This window comes from Pannonibacter sp. XCT-53, assembly GCF_009915765.1.
Lineage (GTDB): Bacteria > Pseudomonadota > Alphaproteobacteria > Rhizobiales > Stappiaceae > Pannonibacter > Pannonibacter tanglangensis.
Genome location: NZ_JAABLQ010000001.1, coordinates 2089131 through 2110180, shown reverse-complemented (window position 1 = coordinate 2110180; position 21050 = coordinate 2089131). Strand labels below are relative to the sequence as shown.

Here is a 21050-nt window from a genome sequence, read left to right as displayed (position 1 = left end):
CTGTGAGGCCGTGGATTCAATCTCTTAACTGATGCGGAAAAAGGATTCAGGATCATGGGGTTGGCACGGCTTCTGGACTCAGTTTTCAAACCGCGCGGGGCAGCGCTTGACGAGGAAAAGGCCTCACGCACGGCGCCGCTGATCGCCTTTGCCAGCGGTGGGCGGCCCGTGTGGAGCCCGCGTGATTATGCGGCGCTGGCGCGGGAAGGCTACCTGCGCAACCCGGTTGTCTACCGGGCGGTGCGCATGGTCAGCGAGGCGGCGGCGAATGTGCCGCTGAGCCTGTTTTCCGAGGAAGAGGAACTGACGGAGCACCCGCTGCTGCGCCTGCTGGCGCGGCCCAACCGGGGCCAGAGCGGGCCGGATTTTCTGGAGGCCCTGTTCGGTCACCTGCTGGTGGCGGGCAATGCCTATGTCGAGCGGATCTATGTCAGCGAAGACGCGGATGCCTTGCCGGCGGAGCTGCATGTGCTGCGCCCCGACCGGGTGAAGGTGGTGCCGGGGACGTCCGGTTGGCCGGAGGCATTCGAGTATCAGGTGGGCGGCAAGTCGCTGCGGCTGAGCGGCCTTGGCGACGTGCCGCAGGTGCGGCAGCTGACCCTGTTTCACCCGCTGTCGGACCATTATGGCTGCGCGCCGATCGAGGCGGCACAGGTGAGCCTCGACATCCACAATGCGGCCGCCGGCTGGAACAAGGCGCTGCTCGACAACGCGGCGCGGCCCTCCGGAGCGCTGGTCTATGGCGCGGGCGAGGGGGCCAACCTGTCGCTCGACCAGTTCGAGCGGCTGAAGGCGGAACTGGAAGAGGGCTATCAGGGCGCGCGCAACGCCGGCCGGCCGCTGCTGCTGGAAGGCGGACTGGACTGGCGGCCGATGGGCCTGACGCCCAAGGACATGGATTTCATCGAGGCCAAGCGCGAGGCCGCACGTGAGATCGCGCTGGCCTTCGGCGTGCCGCCGATGCTGATCGGCATTCCCGGCGACAACACCTTTGCCAATTACCAGGAAGCCAACCGGGCGTTCTGGCGCCAGACCGTGCTGCCGCTTGTCCGGCGGACGGCGCTGAGCCTGTCGAACTGGCTGGCCCCGGCCTATGGCGCGCCGCTGCGGCTGGAACCGGACGCCGATGCCATCGAGGCGCTGTCGCCGGAGCGCGAGGCCCTGTGGCGGCGCGTGGGGGCCGCGGATTTCCTGTCGGAGGACGAGAAGCGGGCGGCGGTGGGCTACGGCCGCCGCGCCGGATCAGACGAAGCCGCAGGGAAGGGCGAAGCCGCAGGGCAGGGCGATGACTGAGGCGGTCCTCACCGCCGTCGTCGAACGCGGCGACCTGGCCCATCTGGCGCTGCTGCTGTGGGCGGGATCGGCCTCGGCCCTGGCCGGGCTGCTGCTGAAGGAACTTTCCGCCTCGAACCGGCGCTTCAGCCAGTTCGTGGACGAGATCGAGCGCTTGAATCAGATCTTCAACGACCATGACGGTGGCTGAGGAGCCGGGTCCAAGCGATTCAGAAGACTCACGAAACGGCGCCGCGTGACGTTTCGCGATGAAGCGCCGGGCTCGCCTGCCGCATGAAGCGGGCAAGCCGGACTCAGAACCTCGACAAGGAGAGCCAAGTCATGACGGACACAGGCCTTTTGGCCCGTGGCGGGGCGATGACGCCTGCCCGCAGCCTGACCTTGAACCTGAACTGCAGACCCATGCCGCAGGCCCGGCCCGCGCGGGTGTTTGCCGCCTTTGCCGCAACGTTGCAGCGGCTTGGCCAGATCACGGACCAGACGCCCAGCCATCGGGATGCGGCGCGATGACCCGCTTTGCCGGATACGCCAGCGTGTTCCATCAGCCCGATGGCGCAGGCGACGTGGTGCTGCCGGGCGCCTTTGCCCGCTCGCTCGCCCGGCGCGGGACGGCGGCCGTGCGGATGCTGTGGCAGCACGACCGGATGCAGCCCATCGGCATCTGGGAGAAGGCGCGGGAGGACGCGCACGGCCTCTATGTGACCGGACGGCTGCTGACCGGTGTGGCCGCGGCGCGCGAGGCGGCGGAGCTGATCAGCGCCGGGGCGCTGGACGGGCTCTCCATCGGCTTTCGCGCCCTGGCGGCCGTCAAGGGTGAGGGCGGTGTCCGCCGGCACCTCACCGAAATCGACCTTTGGGAAGTGTCGCTGGTGACCTTTCCCGAACACCCGGCAGCACGGCTGACGCCTCTGCCGGCGGAGACCGCGGCGCGATGAGCCGCCGCCCGAGATCATGCCCCTGCCCAACGCGGAGACAGCGATGAACGAGATGATGCTTGAGACCAAGGCCTATGGACTGGAGCCGCGCCAGGCGCTGGACGACCTGCAGTCGGCCTTTGCCGCCTACCGCGATGCCAATGACACGCGGCTGGCCGAACTGGAGACGCGCGGCAGCGCGGATGTGGTGACGCTGGACAAGCTGAACCGGCTGGATGCGGCCCTCGACAAGACGCAGCGCCGGCTGGACGAACTGACCCTGAAGGCCCGGCGGCCGGAACTCTCCGGCGAGACGCCGCGCCATGGCGCCGGGCTGGAGCACAAGGCGGCGTTTGACGCCTATATGCGCGAGGGCCGCGACGACGGGCTGAAGGCGCTGGAGATGAAGGCGCTGTCGATCGGCTCCAACCCGGACGGCGGCTTCCTGGTGCCGGCGGAGACGGAAAGCGGCATCCTCATGCGGCTGGCCAACGTGTCGCCGATCCGCGCCATTGCCGGCAACCGGCAGGTGTCGGGCAGCGTGTTCAAGAAGCCCTATTCCCTGACCGGGCCGCAGGCCGGCTGGGTGGGCGAGACCGCCGCACGGCCGCAGACCAACAGCCAGACGCTGGCGGAGCTGACCTTCCCGACCATGGAACTCTATGCCATGCCCTCGGCCACCTCGGCGCTGCTGGATGATGCGGCCGTGGACGTGGACGCCTGGATCGCGGAAGAGATCGAGATGGTCTTTGCCGAGCAGGAGGGCACGGCCTTCGTCAACGGCGACGGCATCAACAAGCCGACCGGCTTCCTGTCGGTGCCGCGTGTTGCCGATGCCTCCTGGGCCTGGGGGTCGCTCGGCACGCTGAACACGGGCGTGGCCGGCAACTTCGCCGCGACCAATCCGGGGGACCGGCTGATCGATCTCATCTATTCGCTGCGCGCCGGATACCGGCAGAACGCCCGCTTTGTCATGAACCGCCGCACCCAGGCGGCGGTGCGCAAGATGAAGGACGCCGACGGCAACTACATCTGGCAGCCGCCGGCGAGCGCCGGTGCCCCGGCGACGCTGATCAACTTCCCCGTCACCGAGGCCGAAGCGATGCCCGACATCGCCGCCAACGCCGCCGCCATCGCCTTCGGCGACTTCCAGCGCGGCTATCTGGTGGTCGACCGCCAGGGCGTGCGCATCCTGCGCGACCCCTATTCCGCCAAGCCCTACGTGCTCTTCTACACGACCAAGCGCGTCGGCGGCGGCGTGCAGGACTTCGCGGCGATCAAGCTGCTGGTGTTCGCGGTGTGAGGGAGGGGGGACCGCGCCTTGCCGAGGTGCAAGGCGCGATCATTTTCCGCAACCCGAGGTGCAGCACCCCCCTCTGTCTGCTGACGCAGACATCTCCCCCTCAAGGGGGGAGAGGGCGCCGAGGCCGTTCCGATGGCTGACGGGTGCATGAAAATAGGAAAAAATTCCTGACAAGAGGTGGCCATGACACATTGGCTGACGAGCGCGCCGGCGGTGGAGCCGGTGACGCTGGCGGAGCTTCGGGCCCAGCTGAGGCTGGTGCAGACCGAGGAGGACGGATTGCTCGCCAGCCTGATCAGGGCCGCGCGCGAGCATGTGGAGCAGGTGACACGGCGGGCGCTGATCACGCAGGGCTGGCGCATCGCGCTGGACGGCTGGCCGGCGGGACGCATCCTGCGGCTGCCGCTGGCCCCGGTGCTGTCGGTGACGGCGGTGACGGTCTATGGCGCGGACGGCATGCCGGTGACGCTGGCCCCTGCCGCCTGGACGCTCCGGCGGGGCACGGAGCCGGCGCGGCTGGTGGTGGCGCCGGACACGGGCTCCGGGGTGGAGCCGGTGAACGGGCTCGAGATCGACTTCACCGCCGGATACGGGGCGTCGCCCGGCGCAGTCCCCGAGGCGCTCCGGCAGGCGGTGCGCCTGCTCGCCGCGCACTGGTACGAGAACCGCGAGGCGGGGACGGACCTTGCCATGGCGAGCCTGCCGTTCGGTCTCGACCGGCTCCTGGTGCCCTTCCGGATGCCGCTCCTGTGAGCGGCGCGGGTGCCTATCGGCTGTCCGTCCGCCTGTGGCGGCCGGAGCTGAGTGTTGCGGCGAACGGGCAGGCCACGGCCGGGCTCACCGACATCGGGCTGGCATTCGCCGAGCTGGCCGGCCTGTCCCAGGGCGAGGCGGTGGCGGCGGGACGGCTCGACGGCGGCGCCACCCACCGCATGACCCTGCGTTTTCGCGCCGACATCACCGGCGGCTGGAGGGTGACGGCCGAGGGGCACAGCTTCCGCGTTCTGGCCGCGCGTGACCGGGACGGCCGCCGCCGGCAGATCGAGCTGATGCTCGAGGAGGAGGGCGCATGAGCAATGGCCTCAATCTCCGCAGCGCGGTGCTTGCGAAACTGGCGGCAACCCCGGCGCTGCTGACGCTGCTTGGCGGTGCCAGGCTCTACGACGGGCCGCCGCGGGGGCAGCCGCTGCCCTATCTGACGCTGGAAGCGCTCGCAAGCCGGCTGCTCTGCGGCCTCCTCAGCGAGGGCGAGGAGCACGAGCTGGATCTTGCCGTCTACTCGCGTGCGCCGAGCCGCGACGAGGCGATGGACGCGCTCGTCCTCGCGGTGACGACGCTCGAGACGACGACGGTCGCCATCACCGGCGCCAAGCTGATCTCCATCCGGCGGATCGAGATGACCAGCCGGCGCATGACGGATGGGCGGACCTGGCGGGCCGGCGCAAGGCTTCGCGCCGTGACGGAGCCCTGAGGCGGTGCCGCGCCGTCAGCCCTGTCCTGCCCTGTGCTGTCCTCTGAGCCCCTGCCGGGCCGCAGGGCGGCGTCCGGTGATCGCGGGCAGAGGCCAGACAAACGTTCTTCAATTCACCTGACCGGGAGACAAGCCATGGCGGCGCAGCGTGGACGTGACCTGCTTTTGAAACTGGACCAGACCGGGAGCGGTTCCTTCATCACCGTTGCGGGCTTGCGGGCGCGGCGCATCGCGCTGAGTGCCCCGGCGGTCGACATCACCAGCGCCGACAGCACCGGGCGCTGGCGGGAACTGCTGGACGGGGCCGGCACGCGCGCGGCCAGCATTTCCGGGTCCGGCGTCTTCCGGGACGGGACCAGCGACGTGCAGACGCGCAGCCTGTTCTTTTCCGGCGAGATCCGGCGCTGGCAGGTGGTGGTGCCGAGCTTCGGGACGCTCGACGGCCCGTTCCAGATCACGGCGCTGGACTATGCCGGCCAGCATGACGGCGAGGTGACCTACGAGATGGCGCTCGAATCGGCCGGCGAACTGACCTTTACCGCGATCTGAGGGGGGAAACGGCGATGGTGAACCGGCTGCGCGGAGAGATTTCGGCCATGCTGGATGGCCGGGAATGGACACTGGTGCTGACACTGGGCGCGCTGGCCGAGCTGGAGGCGGCCTTTGCGGTCGAGGATCTGAACGGGCTCGTCGAGCGGTTCGGGTCCGGCCGGCTGTCGGCCCGCGATCTGGTCAGGGTGCTGGGCGCCGGCCTGCGCGGGGCCGGCCATGTGGTGAGCGACGACCAGGTGGCCGCGATGCGGGCGCCGGGCGGCGCACCGGGCTATGCCGCGATTGCCGCCGACCTGCTGAGGGTGACGTTCGGCACCGGCGAGGCGGGCGAGGAGGACGCTGGCGCGCGCCCTTGAGCAGGGCAAGGCCCGGATCGGCGGAGCCGTTTCCCTGGGACCTTGCCCTTTTTCTCGCGATGAACCGGCTGGGCTGGAGCCCGGCCACGACCTGGGCCGCGACGCCCCGCGAACTGGCGCTGGCGCTGGGGTTGACCCGGCGGGCGGCGGCCCTGAGCCGCAGGGATCTGGCCCGGCTGATGACCGAGTTTCCGGATGAGGGAGCGCCGTGATGGAGGATGACAGCGACCGCGGTCTGACCGCTGACATGGGCCGGATGAGCGCGCAGATGCAGGACATGACCCGCTCGGCCGGCGAGTTCTCGCGCCTGATGAGCACGGGCCTGAAGGCGGCGCTTGTCGACGGCAAGGCGCTGGACAGCGTGATGAGGCAGATGGTGCTGAGCCTGTCCTCCCGCGTGCTGGGACAAGCGCTGAAGCCGCTCGACACGCTGGTCGGGTCTATGGCGGGGGGACTGTTCGGGACAGACGGGCTTTCGAGCCTGATCAGTGGCGGCGTGACCGCCTTTGCCGACGGAGGCGTGGTGGCTCAGCCGACCTTCTTTGGACATGCGGGCGGCCTGGGCCTCATGGGCGAGGCCGGGGCCGAGGCGATCCTGCCGCTGGCGCGCGGGGCCGACGGGCGCCTGGGCGTTGCCATGTCAGGCAGCGGTGCCGGCGGTGCAGGAGGGCCGGTGGTGGTGAACGTGACGACCCGGGACGCGGAGAGTTTCCGCAGGTCGGAGGCCCAGGTGTCGGCGATGGTGGCCCGCGCCGTCGGACGGGGACGGCGCGGGCTCTAACACCGGCTTGAAGAGGAGGGGCTCAGGAGCCGGTGTTTTCCTCGGCGGCGAGCATGGCCGCGATCTGGTCCTTCAGGTGAAGGCGCTGCTTCTTGAGGGTCTCGAGGGCCTCGTCGGAGGCGGGCGCAATGTCGGTCTCGATGCGATGAATCTCGCGGTTTACCTCGTGATACTCGTCCGACAGCTTGACGAAATGGGCATTCGACAGCTTCAGCGCGTGGAGAGCGCCGGCAGCGGCGGGAAATTCTTCATGCAGTTCGTGGGGTACGTGACTCATTGGTCTCAACTCCTTGTCCGATCCGACCATGGCGGCAGCAGCCCGGCCGGTCCTTGAGACAGATCAAACCCATCACAACTTCGGGGAGAGGCAGCGATGATCGCCTTTCTGGATGAGAGTTTTCCCTTGCCGATTGCCTTCGGGTCGCGGGGCGGGCCGGAGCGGCGCACCGAGGTGGTGACGCTGGCCAGCGGCCGGGAGACGCGCAACGCCCGCTGGGCCGACAGCCGCCGGCGCTATGATGCGGGCTCGGGCATCCGCTCGCTCGCCGACCTGCGCGCCGTCGTCGCGCTGTTCGAGCGCGCGCGGGGGCGGATGTCCGGGTTCCGCTTCCGCGATCCCTTCGACCACAGTTCGGCCCTGACCGGCGGCGCGCCGGGGGCGCTGAATGTTGCGCTCGGCACGGGTACGGGCAGCCGGACGCGCTATCCCCTGGTCAAGGTCTATGGCAGCGGACCTGCCGCCTATGCCCGGGTGATCGACCTGCCGGTGGCGGGCAGCCTGAAGCTGGCGGTGAATGGCACGGAGCTGCCGCCGGGCGGCTTTTCCTTTGATGCGGCGACGCGCGAGGTGGTGCTGGCGACACCGCCGGCCAACGGGGCGGTGGTGACGGCCGGGTTCCTGTTCGACGTGCCGGTGCGCTTCGACACGGACAGCCTGGACCTGAGCCTGACCCATTTCGAGGCCGGCGAGGCGCCGCATATCCCGCTGGTGGAGATCCGCCTCGGCGGCTGAGCGCGGGACGGGCTGCCAGGGCTGACGGGCTCGCTGGCGCTCACACAGATTCACTGGATTCCGGATCGGCGGTTCGCATGCGCTCACCTTGTCTGGAATGACGCAGGCCGGTGTCTGATGCCGGCACCCGGCTCTCAAACTCTCGGGACACAAACTCATGAAGACACTTGATCCGGGTCTGGCCGCCCATCTGGCGGGCCGGATGACGAGCCTTTGCGCGGTGTGGATCCTGACCCGCAGCGACGGGCAGCGGCTGGGTTTTACCGACCATGACCGCAGCCTGACGGTGGACGGTGTGGTCTGCCATCCGGCGCGCGGCATGGAGGCAAGCGCCGACACGCGCGGGCCGGGACTGGCGGCGGGCGGCGGCGAGGTGTCGGGCGCGCTTGACGCGGACGGGCCGGTGCCGCTGGACGGCTTTGCCGAGGCGGACCTGGAGGCCGGGCGCTGGGACGGGGCGGAGGTGGCGGTCCATCTCGTCAACTGGGCCCAACCGGCCCAAGCGGTGCTGCTGCGCCGGGCGGTCATCGGCGAGGTGACGCGGGCCGGCCGCAGTTTCCGCGCCGAGCTGCGCGGGCTCGGCCACCTGCTGGAGGCCAGGCGCGGCCGGGTGTTCGCCAGCCGCTGCGATGCCGATCTGGGCGACACGCGCTGCGGCATCGCGCTGACCGATCCGCGCTACCGGGCAGTGGCCACGGTGAGCGGGGCGGCGGATGCGCGCGAGCTGACGGTGACGGGCCTCACCGGCTTTGACGCCGGATGGTTCGACGGCGGGCGCTTTGCCGTTCTGAACGGGCCGCTGACCGGCTTTGCCGGCGAGGTCGCCCGGCATGCGAGGAGCGGAGCGGCGGCGACGCTGTCGCTGTGGCTGACCGCGCCGCAGCCGATCGGGGCGGGCACGCAGATCGAGGTGACAGCCGGCTGCGACAAGCGCTTTGCCACCTGCCGGGCGAAATTCGCCAATGCGGTCAATTTCCGTGGCTTCCCGCACATGCCGGGGACCGACTTCGTGCTGGCCTATCCGGGGCGCAACACCGGCGAGAACGATGGAGGCGCACTTGTCGGCTGAACCGCTCGACCGGCGGGTGCTGCTGGCGGCGGCGCGGCGCTGGATCGGCACGCCCTACCGGCATCAGGCGAGCCTGAAGGGCGCCGGGTGCGACTGTCTCGGCCTCATACGCGGGCTGTGGCGGGAATACCTCGGCGACGAGCCCGAGCCGCTGCCGCCCTATGCGCCCGACTGGGCCGAGGCGGCGGACGGCCCGGAGGCCGAAACGCTGCTGGCGGCGGCAGAGCGCTGGCTGGTGCCGGTGTCGCTCGACCAGCGTCAGCCCGGCGACGTGCTCCTGTTCCGCTGGCGCGACGGGGCGCCGGTCAAGCATGCCGGGATTCTGTCGACCGGCGCGCAGCTGATCCACGCCTATGAGCGCGTCGGCGTCATCGAATGCCCGCTCGGCACCGCCTGGGCGCGGCGCATCACCCATGTGTTTTCCTTTCCCGGAGCCCTGCCATGGCAACCTTGATCCTTGCGGCCGCCGGTCAGGCGCTGGGCGGCCTTGTCGGCGCGGCCGGGCTTGGCGGCATTCTCGGCAAGGCCGCCGGGGCGGTGGCCGGAAATCTTCTCGACCAGTCGCTGTTCGGCGGCGGGCGCACGGTCGACCGGGGCCGGCTGGCCGACCTGTCGGTGCAGGCCTCGACCGAGGGCGCACCGATCCCCTTCGTCTATGGCCGGGCGCGGCTGGCGGGGCAGGTGATCTGGGCGACGCGCTTCGAGGAAGTGGTGAGCGAGGAAAGCGCCGGCGGCAAGGGCGGCGGGCCGAAGCTCCGCAATTACAGCTATTTCGCCAGTTTTGCTGTTGCCCTGTGCGAGGGCCCGATTGCCCGGGTTGGCCGGATCTGGGCCGATGGCAAGCTGATCGACCGCAGCGCGATCACGCACCGGGTCTATCCGGGGAGCCCGGACCAGGGCGTCGATCCCCTCATCGCGGCGGTGCAGGGGGCAGCCCCCGCCTACCGCGACACGGCGCATGTGGTGTTCGAGCGGCTGCCGCTGGAGCCTTTTGGAAACCGTCTGCCGCAGCTGACCTTCGAGGTGGTGCGGGTGGTGGACTGGCTGGAACGGCAGATCCGCGCCGTGACCCTGATCCCCGGAGCGGGCGAGTTCGTCTATGCGCCGGTTCCGGTGACAGACACCCCGCGCCCGGGCGAGACGCGCAGCGTCAACCGCCACACCAAACTGGCCGCAACCGACTGGACGGCGGCGCTGGACGAATTGCAGGACCTGTGCCCGGCGCTGGAAAGCGTGGCGCTGGTGGTGGCCTGGTTCGGCTCTGACCTTCGGGCCGGCCAGTGCCAGATCCGGCCCAAGGTGGAGGGGGCAGGCCGGCAGACCAGCGGCATGACCTGGACCGTGGGGCCGGTGACGCGCGAGGACGCGGAAGTCGTGTCGCAGCTGGAGGGCCGCCCGGCCTATGGCGGCACGCCCTGCGATGCCTCGGTGCTGGCCGCGATCCGTGACCTGAAGGCGCGCGGGCTGCGGGTGGTGCTCTATCCCTTCATCCTGATGGACATTCCGCCGGACAACAGCCTGCCCGATCCCTATGGCGGGGCGCGGCAGGCGGCCTTTCCCTGGCGCGGGCGCATCCGTCCGGGGGCGGCGCTTGCGACCGATGTGGCCACCTTCAACGGCACGGCCGCGCCTGCGGATTTCTCGCGGGCGGGTGACGTGATCGGCTATGCCGGCCCGGACGAGTGGTCCTACCGGCGGTTTGTCCTGCATCACGCGCATCTGGCGGAAGCGGCCGGCGGCGTGGATGCCTTCCTGATCGGCTCCGAGATGCGCGGGTTGACGCTCGCCCATGCGGGCGGCGGCAGCTATCCCTTTGTTACGGCGCTGAAAAACATCGCGACGGCCGTGCGGACCGTGCTGCGACCGCAGACGCGGGTGTCCTATGCGGCGGACTGGTCGGAATATGGCGCGCATCAGCCGGCAGCTGGCGAGCTGCGCTTTCCGCTCGATCCGCTCTGGGCCGATCCGGCGATCAGCATGGTCGCCATCGACAATTACATGCCGCTGAGCGATGCGCGCGGGCGGGAGACGGGCGACCCTCTGGATGTGGCGGCCCTGCGCGGGGCGATCCGGGGCGGGGAGTATTTCGACTGGTACTACGCCAGCGATGCGGACCGGGCGGCGGGGGTGCGGTCGCCGATCACCGACGGGGCCTATGGCAAGCCGTTCGTCTTCCGCGCCAAGGACCTGAAGGGCTGGTGGGAGACCCCGCATGTGGAGCGGATCGGCGGGGTGGAGACCGGGCCGGCGACGGCCTGGGTGCCTCGGTCCAAGCCAATCTGGTTCACGGAACTGGGCGTGCCGGCCATCGACAAGGGGGCGAACCAGCCGAATGTCTTCGTCGATCCGAAGTCCTCGGAATCCGCGCCGCCCTACTTCTCCGGCGGCGGGCGGGACGATGCCGTGCAGCGGCGGGCGCTGGAAGCCTCGCTGAGCTTCTGGGACGACCGGCATCCGGACTGGCCGATGGGCGACAATCCGCTGTCGCCGCTCTATGGCGGGCGCATGGTGGACGGTGCCAACCTGCATGTCTGGACCTGGGATGCGCGGCCGTTTCCCGCCTTTCCGCTCTATGGCGAGGTCTGGTCGGACGGGGGCAACTGGGAGGTTGGCCACTGGCTGAACGGACGCCTCGGCGGGGCGAGCCTCAACGCGGTGATCCGCGCGATCCTGGCCGACTTCGGTGTGCCGGCCGGGCGGGTGCGGGTTGAAGGGCTGGCCGAGGTCATCGACGGGCTGACGCTGGCCGGGCCGCTGACGGCGCGCGAGGCCATCGAGCCGCTGCTGGAAGCTTTCGGCGGGCGGGCGCTGGACCGGGGCAGCGAACTGGTTCTGACCGGGGCGCAGACGGGAGCGGCCTTTGCCCTTTCCGGCGAGGATCTGGTGGAGAGCGAGCCGGAGGCGGCATTGCTGACCCGCGTGCGCGGGCAGGCGGGGGAATTGCCGGCGGAGGTGCGCATCGCGGGCGAGGACATCCAGCGCGACCATCGCCGGCAGATCGTCGCGAGCCGGCGTCTGGAAGGCGGCAGCCGGCACGTGCTGACGCTGGACCCTGGGGTGGCGGCGCCGGTGGCGCTGCTGGAACGGGCGGCGGAAGCGCGGTTGCACCGCAGCTGGGCGGAGCGGGAGCGGGTGGAATTCCTGTTGCCGATGAGCCACGTGGCGCTGGAGGTTGGCGATGTGGTGGAGCTGGCGGCAACGCCCGACCAGAGCTTCTCACCGCCGCTGAAGATGACCATCGCCGCGATCGAGGACAGTCTTGTTCGCCGGATCGAGGCGGTGCGCAGCGAACCGGCGGCAGCCCTTGCAAGGGCGCCCACGCCGCGCGCGGACCCCTGGCGCAGCACCGATCCGGGACCGGCGCAGGCCGTGTTCCTTGACCTGCCGCTGCTGGAGGAGCGGGGCGCGGCCTTTGCGCCGCATCTGGCCGCGCAGGCGCGGCCCTGGCCGGGCAGTCTGGCTGTCCTGCGCCAGCGGCCGGGCGGGGCGGGCTTTGCCGAGATCGCCCGCATCGAGCGGCCGGCCACCATCGGACGGCTGGTGACACCGCTGGAGGCCGGGCCGCTGTGGCGCTGGGACCGGCAGAACCGGCCGGAGCTGGAGCTGTTCTCCGGTCACCTGCAGAGCCTGTCGGAAACGGCTGTGCTGGCCGGGGACAATGCGCTGGCCCTGCGCAGCCGGACGGGCGGTTTCGAGCTGTTGCAGTTCCGGCAGGCGGATCTGGTGGGCGAGCGGCGCTACCGGTTGACGGGCCTGTTGCGCGGACAGAAGGGCACGGAAGCCGAGGCGCTGGCAGGCGCCGATGCCGGAGCCGACGTGGTGCTGATGGAGGCGAGCCTGGTGGCGCTGCCGCTGGAGGCAGACCAGCGCGGGCAGGCGCTGTCCTACCGGCTGCTGCCACCCGGCGTGGCGCTCGATTCGGCCGCGCGCACCGACTTCACCGCGACCGGCCTGGGGCGCGCGGCGCTGCCCTTCGCCCCGGTCCATCTGACGGCCCGGCGCGAGGCGGGCGGGGTGCGGTTTGGCTGGATCCGGCGCAGCCGCATCGGCGGCGACGGCTGGGAGGCGGCGGAGGTGCCCGTCGGCGAGACGCGGGAAGCCTACCGGCTGCAGCTCTTCTCCGGCGCGGCTGTCCGGCACGATGTGACCGTCGAGGCCCCCGGTTACCTCTATCCGGCGGCGCAGGAGCTGGCCGACTTCGGCGCGCTGCAGACGGTGTTCACGACCGAGGTGGCGCAACTGTCCGATCTGGCCGGTCCCGGCCTTCCCCTGAAGGAGATCCTCCATGTCTGAAACCGTCCGGTTGCGCCTGCCGCTGATCGCGGCCGCGCAGGCGCAGAAGCATGTCACCCACAACGAGGCGCTGGCCCGGCTGGACACGCTGGCGCATCTGCATCTCCTCACCCGAACCGGCACGCCGCCGGGCGCGCCGCTGATCGGCGATTGCCATCTGGTGACGACGCCGGCAAGCGGGGCCTTTTCGGGCAAGGCGGACCATGTTGCCGAATGGACCGGCGCGGACTGGGTCTTCCATCCGCCGGTGACCGGACTGGTGGCCTATCTGGCCAGCGCGGGAACGCTGGTGGTGCGGACCGCGGCCGGCTGGCGCGACTATGGCGGGCTGCTGTCGCCGTCGGCTGTCCTGTCGCGTTCGGCCGGCGGGGCGACCACGGGGCTGGCGACGCTGGAGACGACCCTGTCGGGCCTGAGCGGAGCCTTCGTCGAGGCGGCGGGGCTCATTCCCAACCGGGCCGTCGTCTTCGGCGTGTCGACGCGCACGCTCACAAGCATCACCGGTGCTGCGTCCTACGACTGCGGGCTTGCCGCCGAGCGCAGCAAGTTCGGCGGTGGGCTCGGGGTAGCGGCCGGGTCCAGCAATGCGGGCGTCATCGGACCGACGGCCGTCTATGCGGCAACCGCCGTCCGGCTCAGCGCCAATGGCGGCAGTTTCACCGGCGGCAGCGTGCGCATTGCGGTGCATTGCCTGCTGGCGAGCGTGCCGGATGCCTGATGTGTCCACACTGCAGAGAGGGAGCAGCGGCATGCAAGTCAGTCCGCAGGGGCTTGCCTTCATTGCCCGGCACGAGGGTTTTGTCGGCCGGGCCTATCTGGATCCGGGCGGGGTGCCGACCATCGGCTATGGCTTCACCGAAGGCTCGCGCCTGTTCCGCAGCTGGTGGCAGGCGCAAGGCCATGCCGGCCTGGTGCCGGGCCAGACCATCGCGCCGGCCGCCGCGCTCAGCCTGCTGCGCGAGCTGGTGGACCGCGAGTACGGGCCGATGGTCACGCGGGCACTCGGCCCCTTGCCGCAGACCGCCTTCGATGCGGCGGTGTCGGCTGTCTACAATCTCGGCCCGCGGGCGCTGGGCTGGCGCTGGGCGAAGGCGCTGAAAGCCGGCGACCTGGCCACGGCGGCTGCCTGCCTTGCCCGCACCGGGACCACGGCAGGGGGACGGGTCCTGCCCGGGCTCGTGCGCCGCCGGGCCGACGAGGCGGCCCTCATGGCCGGGCAGGGCTACGGGCTCGACCTGCCGCACGGCTCCGCACCCGATCCCGACATCCGTCGCGTCCAGCGCCATCTGACCCTGATGGGCTATCGCCCGGGCCCGGTCGACGGCCGGGCCGGACCGCTGACGCGGCGGGCCGTGGCGCGCTTTCAGGCTGATCACCCGCCGCTGGCCGTCGACGGCACGGCGGGACCGGCCACCCGCGCGGCACTCGGCCGGGCGATGGCGGCCCGCGCCGGCCTTGCGGGCAGCGGCGGCTGCGGCGCGGCGGCCTCGGGCACCGCCGCAGCGCAAGGTGTGCCGGTCTGGGACTGCCTGCTGATCGCCGGCGGTGTCATCGCCGTGGCCGGGCTCCTGTTCCTCGCCTGGCAGTATCGCGGCCGCATCCGTCAGGAGCTGGTCTTCTGGCGGCAGGGACTTTCGGGAACGCAACAGGAGCAACGCACATGAGCGGATGGAGAACCTTGCTGTTCAACGGCGGACTGGGGCTCGCGGCCCTGATCGGCCAGGTGCTGGACCAGATGTCGGTCATCGACTGGACGGCGGTGCTGCCGCCGGACTGGGTGCCGGTGGTCCTGTTTGCCGTGGGGGTCGCCAATGTGGCCCTGCGGCATGTGACCACGGGCCCGGCCGGCTGGCGGCGGCCGGCGGCCGACCCCGCCTCGTGAGGTCCGGCGCGGGAGCGAAAGGCTCCTGACAGAAGGCTGTCAGGAGGGGGAGGATAGGGTGAGCCCGTTCCACCCCCTCCCGATGGAGATCCACATGAGCAAGTCCACCGCATCCACGCCCCGCAACAGCATCGTCTGGTTCGAGCTGCCGGTGCCTGACCTCGACCGGGGCGTCGCCTTCTACAACGAGGTGCTGCAGGTCGAGCTGATCCGTGAAGACATGGACGGCATGCGCACCGCCAAGTTCCCCGTTCTCGACGGGAAGGACACCCCCTCCGGTCATCTGTTCATCGGCACACCCGCGCCGGCCGGGCAGGGGAGCGTGACCCATCTGGCATGCCCCGGCCGCCTCGAGGACGGCATGGAGCGGCTGGCCCGGGCCGGCGGCAAGGTCCTGTCCGACCCGATCGCCATTCCCTTCGGACGTTTCACCTATTGTCAGGACCCGTTCGGCAATAGCATCGGGCTCTATGTCGAGACCGGCCAGGAGTGACCATTGATGCGCCGCGCGGACCGTCTGTTCCAGATCGTGCAGCACCTGCGGGGCGGACGGCTCGTCCGCGCCGCCGAGCTGGCGGAGTGGCTGGAGGTTTCGGAGCGGACCATCTACCGCGACATCGCGGACCTGCAGGCGTCGGGCGTCCCCGTGGAGGGGGCGGCCGGCGTCGGCTATGTCATGCGGTCCGGCTTCGACCTGCCGCCGCTGATGTTCACCCGCGACGAGATCGTGGCGCTGGTGGCCGGCGCAAGGCTGGTCAGCGCCTGGGGCGGGGCGGCGATGGCGCGCGCCGCCACCGAGGCGCTGGTGAAGATCGAGGCCGTTCTGCCCGAGCGCGCCGCCGCGCGCACGGGCGGCATCGAGATCCACGCGGTCGCCACCGAGATGACGGAGGAGCTGCGCGCCCGGCTGGACCGGATCGAGACCGCGGTGGACCGGCGCCAGCTGATCGTCATCGACTACACCGACGCCCAGGGCACGGTCAGCCGCAGAACGCTGCGGCCGCTTGGTCTCTGGTTCTGGGGGCAGGTGTGGACGCTGGTCGCCTGGTGCGACCTGCGCCAGGACTTCCGCATGTTCCGTCTGGATCGGATCCAGGCCCTCGACATCCCGGGCGAGACGTTCCGGATGGAGCGCGGGCGCACCCTTGCGGACTTTTACCGGACCATCGAGCGCGAGGAGGCTTGCCGTCTTCCCGGCTGAAGATCCTGTTCATGTACCATTCAGGCGCCAGTCGCTAGATCTGGGGGCAAGCTGATGTTCCATCCATCCGGGACGTGATCCAGATGCGCCAGTTCGCCCTTGCCGCCGCCTTCCTGCCCCTGTTGCTCCCGAGCCTGCCGGCCGGGGCGCTCGCCGCCTGCCTGTCGCAGCCGCAGGCGCAGCAGGCCGTCGCCAGTGGACAGGCCCTGTCGCTCGGCAGTGTTGCCGCCGGCCTGCAGGGCGAAATCGTCCGTGCGCAGCTCTGCGAGGAGGGCGGGCGCTATGTCTATCGTTTGTCGGTGCTGGAAAACGGCCAGGTCACGACCATCGTGGTCGACGCCAGCCGCTGAATTTTGCCATGATCGCAGGCCAGACAGTTGTCCGCCACCTGCACCGGACCGGAAGACCCATGCGCCTGCTGATCGTCGAAGATGACAAGGACCTGAACCGCCAGCTGAACGACGCCCTGAGCCAGGCCGGCTATGTGGTCGACCGCGCCTTTGACGGCGAGGAGGGGCATTTTCTCGGCGACACCGAGCCCTATGACGCGGTGGTGCTCGATCTGGGCCTGCCAAAGCTGGACGGCCTCTCGGTGCTGGAACGCTGGCGACGCGATGGGCGGGCGATGCCGGTGCTGATCCTGACGGCCCGCGATCGCTGGTCCGACAAGGTGGCCGGTATCGACGCCGGTGCCGACGATTACGTGGCAAAGCCGTTTCACATGGAGGAGGTGCTGGCGCGCGTGCGGGCGCTGGTCCGTCGCGCCGCCGGCCATGCCTCCAACGAGATCGAATGCGGCGACCTGCGTCTCGACCTCCGGTCAGGCCGGGTCACCGTTGCAGGGCTGCAGGTCAAGCTGACATCGCACGAGTACCGCCTGCTGGCCTATCTGATGCATCACCGGGGCAAGGTGATCTCGCGCACGGAACTGGTCGAGCATCTCTACGACCAGGACTTCGACCGCGATTCGAACACCGTGGAAGTGTTCGTCGGTCGCCTGCGCAAGAAGCTCGGCGGCGACTACATCGAGACCGTGCGGGGTCTGGGCTACCGGATCGGAGCGGTGGCGTGACCGCCAGCGCAAGCGAGGCCGGTCACGGACCGGAGGCCGCTGCCGCCGCCCGCCCCCGGCGGCGCAAGTCGCTGGCGGCGCGGCTCGTGGCTGTGGCCGCCCTGTGGTCGGTTGCTGCCCTGGCGCTGGCCGGGTTCATCCTGGTCGAGCTCTACCGCGACACCGTCGAGCGGGCCTTCGACAGCCAGCTCGAGGTCTATCAGAAAGCCATCATCGGCGCGATGGCCCCCACTGATGGCTCGACCATCAACCGCCCGGAAAACCTCGGCGAGCCGCGCTTCAACCTGCCCCTGTCCGGCTGGTACTGGACCATTGCCGACTGGCCGAACTGGCGCATCGTCCACGCCTCGGGCAGTCTTGTCGGGGACATGCTGCTGGTGCCGCCGCTCGCCTATGGCCAGCGCACCGGCGGCGGGTTCGCGACGGGGCCGGGCGGCGAGGAGCTGCGCGTGTCGCAGCGGATCATCAGTTTCGACGGCAAGACCTACCTGATCGCGGTGGGGGGCAAGACGGAGGGCCTGCGCAAGGATCTCGCTGCCTTCACCGGACAGGTGGCGCTGACACTGGCGGTCTTCGGTCTTGGCCTGGTCGCGGCCGTGCTGCTGCAGGTGCGCTTCGGGCTGTTGCCCATCCGCCGCATGCAGCAGTCGCTGGCTGCCGTCCGCAACGGCGAGGCCGAGCGCATCGACGAGGACCTGCCGCGGGAACTTGCCCCGCTGGCCGTCGAGCTGAATGCCCTGATCCGCTCCAATGCGGAGGTCGTGGACCGGGCCCGCACCCATGTCGGCAACCTTGCCCATGCGCTGAAGACCCCCTTGAGCGTGCTGTCCAACGAGGCCGCGCTCTCGGATGACGCCTTTGCCCGCAAGGTCAGCGAGCAGGCCGGCCTGATGCGCACACAGGTCGACCACCACCTGGAGCGCGCCCGGCAGGCGGCGCAGCGGCGGGTCATCGGGGTGGCGACGCCCGTCGAACCGGTGCTGGCAAGGCTCTTGCGGGCGATGACCCGCATCCACGACGCCAGGGGCCTTGCCTTCGACAGCCAGCTCGAGCCCGGGATCCGCTTCCGCGGCGAGCAGCAGGATCTGGAAGACCTGGCCGGGAACCTGATCGACAACGCCTGCAAGTGGGCCGACATGCGGGTGGAGGTGACGGCCCGGCTGCTGCCCGGCGCAACGCCGGAGCGGACCCTGTTCGAGATCATCGTCGAGGATGATGGCCCGGGCCTGACGGAAGCGGAGCGCCGCGAGGCGGTCAAACGTGGCCGGCGGCTCGACGAAAGCGTGCCGGGCACCGGCCTTGGCCTGTCGATCGTCGCCGACCTCGTCGCGCTCTATGGCGGCTCCTTCGAGCTGGGCGAGGCCGAGATCGGGGGCCTGAAGGCGCGACTGGTGCTGCCCGCGACGCCGGCCGGCGGCTGAGCGACGGACTGTGATCCGCATCACGCCGGCTCGCGCCGCATTGCGTCATTGTCACCATGTGTTATCTGATGCGGCATTGCAGCATGCGCCAAGGGGCGCGATGATGCCCGAGCTCAGCCCGGGAAAAGGCAAGGCTTTGGCCTAGTTGCGCCATAAAGTTGCACTAAGTTAACCAAGTCAGGGAAGAATGGGTCCCTTGTCGGCGCCAGCGCGTTCCACGAGGGGCCCGAACAGTCGGGCCAGATTGCGCGCGGCGATGGAGTGCCAGATGCGGTGGGGTGGATTTGCGGTCGTTTTGGCTGTGGCGGCGAGCCTTTCGGCTTGCAGCTCGGTCAGTGATTCCGGCGGGTCGGGTGTCGGGCTGTGGGGCTCGGCCTTCGGTCGCTCCGAGAAGTCCATCGCCGAGGCGGAAGCCAATGCCGCGATCAACCAGATGCTCGACGGGACGCCGCAGCTCGGCCTTGAATCGAGCGATCGCAAGGTCGCGGCCGAAGCGCAGCGTCAGGCCCTGGCCACGCCGGGCGCCGGCGGCACCGTGCGCTGGGACAACCCCCGCACCGGTCGCACCGGTGAAGTGCGCCTCGGGCCGCGCTACCAGGTCAACAAGACCGAATGCCGCGAGATCACCCATTCCGTGACCTCCCGCGAGACCCCGGTCCCCGTTGTGGCCCGCTCGACCACCTGCACGGACGAGAAGGGCATCTGGCGGCCGATCAGCTGATCCGGCGACCACCGCCGCAGCAGGACAGGGTGACTGTTCCAGACCAGGGCGCGCCGGCAGGTTGCGCCCTGTTGCTTTTCACGAGGTTTCGTCAAATTCGGGCGTGTCCTGGCAAGGGTCTGGAAAGATTTGTTTAAGTGTCGTCGTGGTAAACGAATTCCTGACATCCGTTGCCACAGCGCCAGAGATGACCGACCGAGATCTGCTGACCGCCAAGATACAGTCCTATCTGAAGGCGCTCTCGCCGCGAGCGGTGGAAACGCTCGTGCGCGGTCTCGAACGGGCCCGGCAGGCCGGCAAGACCGACCCGCATCTCGACCTGATCCTCGCCGCCTCCGCCGAACTTCTGCGCAGCGATGATCCGCCGCCGGCTGCTTTCCGGGGACCGGCACCGGCCGCGCCGGCGACGCGCAAGGGTCATCTCGAGCGCCTGTTCTTCTCCCCCCTCGACACGTTCCTCGTCAACGAGCAGCTGCCGTACAAGCAGGCTGGCCGTGTCTATCGGCCGTATCTGAACGGCATCTGGCAGTGGCTGGAACGGGACCTGCTGCCCGCCGACATCGCCCGCACGCGGCAGGACCTGGACACGATCCGCTCGGACGCCGAGAAGGTCCACGCCCGCGTTGCCGTCCTGCGGCGGCAGGCGGCGGACGCGCTGGGCGAGGCGATCAGCCGGGCCGAAGGCTCCGAACGCGAGGCGCGGCGGCTGGCCATGGTGCTGGGCGGAGACCGGGCGGTGGCGGACCTGCAGGACGTGACCCGCGTGCTGCAGGCCGAGCCGTGGCTGCCCGCCTTCCTCCGGCGCATGCCGCCGAACCTGACGGAACGCCGTCTCAAGCAGGACACGGACGTGCTTGCCCTCGTCGAGGCGCATGCCAGGAAACATCCCGACTATGTGCCGGTTCTGGCGGCGGCCGTGCTGGACCGGGCGGATGCCCCGTGGAGCCTCGGCACCTTCGCGACCCGGCTGGCCGGAACGCAGAAGATGAAGGATCTGGCGCAGAGCCGCTTCGCGCCCTTCGTCGACATGGTGGTGTCGGAAGCCGAAAGGCTCAACGTTCTGGCCAAGGACCACCAGCGGCACAATCCGGATCCGGTGGCGTTCTCCGAGGCCGTCTCCTCCTACGCCACGCTGGTCAAGGGGCTGGAGCTGGACCTGGACCTGACAGGCTGTGACCAGTGGAAGGCCCGCATCTCGCACACCCGGCGGGACATGTCGCATCTGGTGGCAGACGAGCTGCAGGGGGCGAGCGGCGCGGTGCGCCGTGCCCTGGCGGTGCCCAAGGTGGACAGGGACGGCAACTGGACGCGCGACGAGGCCGCGGTCGACGCGGCGGTTCGCGTCCTGCGCCTTCTTGCCATGGCGCGGGGCAATTCCGAGACGCTGGCGGTGAACGAGGTCAGCAAGCGGGCCCGGCATACGGTCGAGCAGACGCTGGAGATCCTGACCCGGGCGCTGATCAGCGACCTGCGCAAGCAGAGCGGGCCGATGCGGGACGCGCATCTGTTTGCCATCGACACGGCCGTCCTGCTCGCCGAGGTCTACTTCGGCCCGGACTACGCCGCCCAGATCCGGCGCAGCCGGCAGGCCGCCGTGGCCGCAACCGCCCCCGGGCCCGCGAGCGCGGCCTGACCGCGACGGGAAAAATCCACCAACGCGACCCAAGGTCACAGACGAGACAGTGGCAAACGGGACCAATCCCGTCCTA

General features: G+C 70.2%; 27 protein-coding genes. 26 read left to right on the top strand and 1 reads right to left on the bottom strand.

Annotation, left to right across the window (positions count from 1 at the left end):
* Positions 1 to 54 precede the first annotated feature (54 nt).
* The 12 genes from GWI72_RS09345 to GWI72_RS09290 all read left to right on the top strand — a co-directional run bounded on the left by GWI72_RS09345 (position 55) and on the right by GWI72_RS09290 (position 6670).
* Positions 55 to 1293 (top strand): phage portal protein, encoded by a 1239-nt coding sequence (locus GWI72_RS09345; RefSeq protein ID WP_161708467.1) that lies wholly within the window; start codon positions 55 to 57, stop codon positions 1291 to 1293.
* Complete coding sequence (locus tag GWI72_RS09340) at positions 1286 to 1483, top strand: hypothetical protein (RefSeq protein ID WP_161708466.1); 198 nt, start codon at positions 1286 to 1288, stop codon at positions 1481 to 1483. Before GWI72_RS09345 ends, GWI72_RS09340 begins: the two co-directional genes overlap by 8 nt.
* 131 nt (positions 1484 to 1614) lie before the next feature.
* The gene (locus GWI72_RS09335; RefSeq protein ID WP_161674236.1) at positions 1615 to 1803 is read left to right on the top strand and encodes a hypothetical protein; all 189 of its coding nucleotides are present in this window, start codon (positions 1615 to 1617) and stop codon (positions 1801 to 1803) included.
* A complete protein-coding gene (locus GWI72_RS09330) occupies positions 1800 to 2228 on the top strand; it encodes an HK97 family phage prohead protease (protein WP_161708465.1) in 429 nt (142 codons plus the stop codon). Before GWI72_RS09335 ends, GWI72_RS09330 begins: the two co-directional genes overlap by 4 nt.
* 43 nt (positions 2229 to 2271) lie before the next feature.
* On the top strand, positions 2272 to 3510 hold the full coding sequence (locus GWI72_RS09325; RefSeq protein WP_161708464.1) for a phage major capsid protein: 1239 nt from the start codon (positions 2272 to 2274) through the stop codon (positions 3508 to 3510).
* Positions 3511 to 3693: 183 nt separating this feature from the next.
* A complete protein-coding gene (locus tag GWI72_RS09320) occupies positions 3694 to 4263 on the top strand; it encodes a head-tail connector protein (protein WP_161708463.1) in 570 nt (189 codons plus the stop codon).
* Positions 4260 to 4583 (top strand): phage head closure protein, encoded by a 324-nt coding sequence (locus tag GWI72_RS09315; RefSeq protein ID WP_161708462.1) that lies wholly within the window; start codon positions 4260 to 4262, stop codon positions 4581 to 4583. Before GWI72_RS09320 ends, GWI72_RS09315 begins: the two co-directional genes overlap by 4 nt.
* Entirely contained in the window at positions 4580 to 4981 is a 402-nt protein-coding gene (locus GWI72_RS09310) for a DUF3168 domain-containing protein (protein WP_161674226.1), read from the top strand. Before GWI72_RS09315 ends, GWI72_RS09310 begins: the two co-directional genes overlap by 4 nt.
* Positions 4982 to 5116: 135 nt before the next feature.
* On the top strand, positions 5117 to 5530 hold the full coding sequence (locus GWI72_RS09305) for a phage major tail protein, TP901-1 family (protein WP_161674224.1): 414 nt from the start codon (positions 5117 to 5119) through the stop codon (positions 5528 to 5530).
* A 14-nt stretch (positions 5531 to 5544) separates the two neighbouring features.
* Entirely contained in the window at positions 5545 to 5889 is a 345-nt protein-coding gene (locus GWI72_RS09300) for a gene transfer agent family protein (RefSeq protein WP_161674222.1), read from the top strand.
* Entirely contained in the window at positions 5886 to 6101 is a 216-nt protein-coding gene (locus tag GWI72_RS09295; RefSeq protein WP_244314223.1) for a phage tail assembly chaperone, read from the top strand. Before GWI72_RS09300 ends, GWI72_RS09295 begins: the two co-directional genes overlap by 4 nt.
* Positions 6101 to 6670, top strand: a complete 570-nt coding sequence (locus tag GWI72_RS09290) for a phage tail tape measure protein (protein WP_161708461.1) — start codon at positions 6101 to 6103, stop codon at positions 6668 to 6670. Before GWI72_RS09295 ends, GWI72_RS09290 begins: the two co-directional genes overlap by 1 nt.
* A gap of 22 nt (positions 6671 to 6692) precedes the next feature.
* On the opposite strand, the gene GWI72_RS09285 is transcribed toward GWI72_RS09290, so the two are convergent.
* Complete coding sequence (locus GWI72_RS09285; RefSeq protein WP_161674218.1) at positions 6693 to 6947, bottom strand: YdcH family protein; 255 nt, start codon at positions 6945 to 6947, stop codon at positions 6693 to 6695.
* 96 nt (positions 6948 to 7043) lie between these two features.
* Between GWI72_RS09285 and GWI72_RS09280 the strand changes: the two genes are divergently transcribed.
* From GWI72_RS09280 to GWI72_RS09215, 14 genes are all read left to right on the top strand, one after another.
* The gene (locus GWI72_RS09280; protein ID WP_161708460.1) at positions 7044 to 7682 is read left to right on the top strand and encodes a DUF2460 domain-containing protein; all 639 of its coding nucleotides are present in this window, start codon (positions 7044 to 7046) and stop codon (positions 7680 to 7682) included.
* 157 nt (positions 7683 to 7839) lie between these two features.
* Entirely contained in the window at positions 7840 to 8751 is a 912-nt protein-coding gene (locus GWI72_RS09275) for a DUF2163 domain-containing protein (protein WP_161708459.1), read from the top strand.
* Complete coding sequence (locus GWI72_RS09270; RefSeq protein WP_161708458.1) at positions 8729 to 9205, top strand: NlpC/P60 family protein; 477 nt, start codon at positions 8729 to 8731, stop codon at positions 9203 to 9205. The genes GWI72_RS09275 and GWI72_RS09270 overlap by 23 nt, the downstream gene beginning before the upstream one ends.
* The gene (locus tag GWI72_RS09265; protein WP_161708457.1) at positions 9193 to 13044 is read left to right on the top strand and encodes a baseplate multidomain protein megatron; all 3852 of its coding nucleotides are present in this window, start codon (positions 9193 to 9195) and stop codon (positions 13042 to 13044) included. The genes GWI72_RS09270 and GWI72_RS09265 overlap by 13 nt, the downstream gene beginning before the upstream one ends.
* Positions 13037 to 13762: a DUF2793 domain-containing protein gene (locus GWI72_RS09260; RefSeq protein WP_161708456.1), complete on the top strand. Its 726-nt coding sequence runs from the start codon at positions 13037 to 13039 to the stop codon at positions 13760 to 13762. The genes GWI72_RS09265 and GWI72_RS09260 overlap by 8 nt, the downstream gene beginning before the upstream one ends.
* 31 nt (positions 13763 to 13793) lie before the next feature.
* The gene (locus GWI72_RS09255; protein ID WP_161708455.1) at positions 13794 to 14708 is read left to right on the top strand and encodes a glycoside hydrolase family protein; all 915 of its coding nucleotides are present in this window, start codon (positions 13794 to 13796) and stop codon (positions 14706 to 14708) included.
* Positions 14705 to 14926 (top strand): hypothetical protein, encoded by a 222-nt coding sequence (locus GWI72_RS09250; protein ID WP_161708454.1) that lies wholly within the window; start codon positions 14705 to 14707, stop codon positions 14924 to 14926. The genes GWI72_RS09255 and GWI72_RS09250 overlap by 4 nt, the downstream gene beginning before the upstream one ends.
* 94 nt (positions 14927 to 15020) lie before the next feature.
* On the top strand, positions 15021 to 15419 hold the full coding sequence (locus tag GWI72_RS09245; RefSeq protein ID WP_161708453.1) for a VOC family protein: 399 nt from the start codon (positions 15021 to 15023) through the stop codon (positions 15417 to 15419).
* Between the two features lie 6 nt (positions 15420 to 15425).
* Positions 15426 to 16127 (top strand): helix-turn-helix transcriptional regulator, encoded by a 702-nt coding sequence (locus GWI72_RS09240; RefSeq protein WP_161674201.1) that lies wholly within the window; start codon positions 15426 to 15428, stop codon positions 16125 to 16127.
* Between the two features lie 83 nt (positions 16128 to 16210).
* Positions 16211 to 16477: a PepSY domain-containing protein gene (locus GWI72_RS09235; protein ID WP_208995692.1), complete on the top strand. Its 267-nt coding sequence runs from the start codon at positions 16211 to 16213 to the stop codon at positions 16475 to 16477.
* A 59-nt stretch (positions 16478 to 16536) separates the two neighbouring features.
* Positions 16537 to 17199: a response regulator transcription factor gene (locus GWI72_RS09230; RefSeq protein ID WP_179956050.1), complete on the top strand. Its 663-nt coding sequence runs from the start codon at positions 16537 to 16539 to the stop codon at positions 17197 to 17199.
* Positions 17196 to 18620 (top strand): ATP-binding protein, encoded by a 1425-nt coding sequence (locus GWI72_RS09225; protein WP_348272657.1) that lies wholly within the window; start codon positions 17196 to 17198, stop codon positions 18618 to 18620. Before GWI72_RS09230 ends, GWI72_RS09225 begins: the two co-directional genes overlap by 4 nt.
* Before the next feature lie 268 nt (positions 18621 to 18888).
* Positions 18889 to 19341: a lipoprotein LipA gene (locus GWI72_RS09220; RefSeq protein ID WP_179956049.1), complete on the top strand. Its 453-nt coding sequence runs from the start codon at positions 18889 to 18891 to the stop codon at positions 19339 to 19341.
* 187 nt (positions 19342 to 19528) lie between these two features.
* Complete coding sequence (locus GWI72_RS09215; RefSeq protein WP_161708452.1) at positions 19529 to 20974, top strand: hypothetical protein; 1446 nt, start codon at positions 19529 to 19531, stop codon at positions 20972 to 20974.
* Positions 20975 to 21050: the final 76 nt, after the last annotated feature.

What these genes read in the sequence shown, in the direction of transcription:
- GWI72_RS09345 (WP_161708467.1), top strand. Translation starts at nt 55, where the DNA reads ATGGGGTTGGCACGGCTTCTGGACTCAGTTTTCAAACCGCGCGGGGCA.
- GWI72_RS09340 (WP_161708466.1), top strand. Translation starts at nt 1,286, where the DNA reads ATGACTGAGGCGGTCCTCACCGCCGTCGTCGAACGCGGCGACCTGGCC.
- GWI72_RS09335 (WP_161674236.1), top strand. Translation starts at nt 1,615, where the DNA reads ATGACGGACACAGGCCTTTTGGCCCGTGGCGGGGCGATGACGCCTGCC.
- GWI72_RS09330 (WP_161708465.1), top strand. Translation starts at nt 1,800, where the DNA reads ATGACCCGCTTTGCCGGATACGCCAGCGTGTTCCATCAGCCCGATGGC.
- GWI72_RS09325 (WP_161708464.1), top strand. Translation starts at nt 2,272, where the DNA reads ATGAACGAGATGATGCTTGAGACCAAGGCCTATGGACTGGAGCCGCGC.
- GWI72_RS09320 (WP_161708463.1), top strand. Translation starts at nt 3,694, where the DNA reads ATGACACATTGGCTGACGAGCGCGCCGGCGGTGGAGCCGGTGACGCTG.
- GWI72_RS09310 (WP_161674226.1), top strand. Translation starts at nt 4,580, where the DNA reads ATGAGCAATGGCCTCAATCTCCGCAGCGCGGTGCTTGCGAAACTGGCG.
- GWI72_RS09305 (WP_161674224.1), top strand. Translation starts at nt 5,117, where the DNA reads ATGGCGGCGCAGCGTGGACGTGACCTGCTTTTGAAACTGGACCAGACC.
- GWI72_RS09300 (WP_161674222.1), top strand. Translation starts at nt 5,545, where the DNA reads ATGGTGAACCGGCTGCGCGGAGAGATTTCGGCCATGCTGGATGGCCGG.
- GWI72_RS09290 (WP_161708461.1), top strand. Translation starts at nt 6,101, where the DNA reads ATGGAGGATGACAGCGACCGCGGTCTGACCGCTGACATGGGCCGGATG.
- GWI72_RS09285 (WP_161674218.1), bottom strand. Translation starts at nt 6,947, where the DNA reads ATGAGTCACGTACCCCACGAACTGCATGAAGAATTTCCCGCCGCTGCC.
- GWI72_RS09280 (WP_161708460.1), top strand. Translation starts at nt 7,044, where the DNA reads ATGATCGCCTTTCTGGATGAGAGTTTTCCCTTGCCGATTGCCTTCGGG.
- GWI72_RS09275 (WP_161708459.1), top strand. Translation starts at nt 7,840, where the DNA reads ATGAAGACACTTGATCCGGGTCTGGCCGCCCATCTGGCGGGCCGGATG.
- GWI72_RS09270 (WP_161708458.1), top strand. Translation starts at nt 8,729, where the DNA reads ATGGAGGCGCACTTGTCGGCTGAACCGCTCGACCGGCGGGTGCTGCTG.
- GWI72_RS09265 (WP_161708457.1), top strand. Translation starts at nt 9,193, where the DNA reads ATGGCAACCTTGATCCTTGCGGCCGCCGGTCAGGCGCTGGGCGGCCTT.
- GWI72_RS09260 (WP_161708456.1), top strand. Translation starts at nt 13,037, where the DNA reads ATGTCTGAAACCGTCCGGTTGCGCCTGCCGCTGATCGCGGCCGCGCAG.
- GWI72_RS09255 (WP_161708455.1), top strand. Translation starts at nt 13,794, where the DNA reads ATGCAAGTCAGTCCGCAGGGGCTTGCCTTCATTGCCCGGCACGAGGGT.
- GWI72_RS09250 (WP_161708454.1), top strand. Translation starts at nt 14,705, where the DNA reads ATGAGCGGATGGAGAACCTTGCTGTTCAACGGCGGACTGGGGCTCGCG.
- GWI72_RS09245 (WP_161708453.1), top strand. Translation starts at nt 15,021, where the DNA reads ATGAGCAAGTCCACCGCATCCACGCCCCGCAACAGCATCGTCTGGTTC.
- GWI72_RS09240 (WP_161674201.1), top strand. Translation starts at nt 15,426, where the DNA reads ATGCGCCGCGCGGACCGTCTGTTCCAGATCGTGCAGCACCTGCGGGGC.
- GWI72_RS09235 (WP_208995692.1), top strand. Translation starts at nt 16,211, where the DNA reads ATGCGCCAGTTCGCCCTTGCCGCCGCCTTCCTGCCCCTGTTGCTCCCG.
- GWI72_RS09230 (WP_179956050.1), top strand. Translation starts at nt 16,537, where the DNA reads ATGCGCCTGCTGATCGTCGAAGATGACAAGGACCTGAACCGCCAGCTG.
- GWI72_RS09220 (WP_179956049.1), top strand. Translation starts at nt 18,889, where the DNA reads ATGCGGTGGGGTGGATTTGCGGTCGTTTTGGCTGTGGCGGCGAGCCTT.
- GWI72_RS09215 (WP_161708452.1), top strand. Translation starts at nt 19,529, where the DNA reads ATGACCGACCGAGATCTGCTGACCGCCAAGATACAGTCCTATCTGAAG.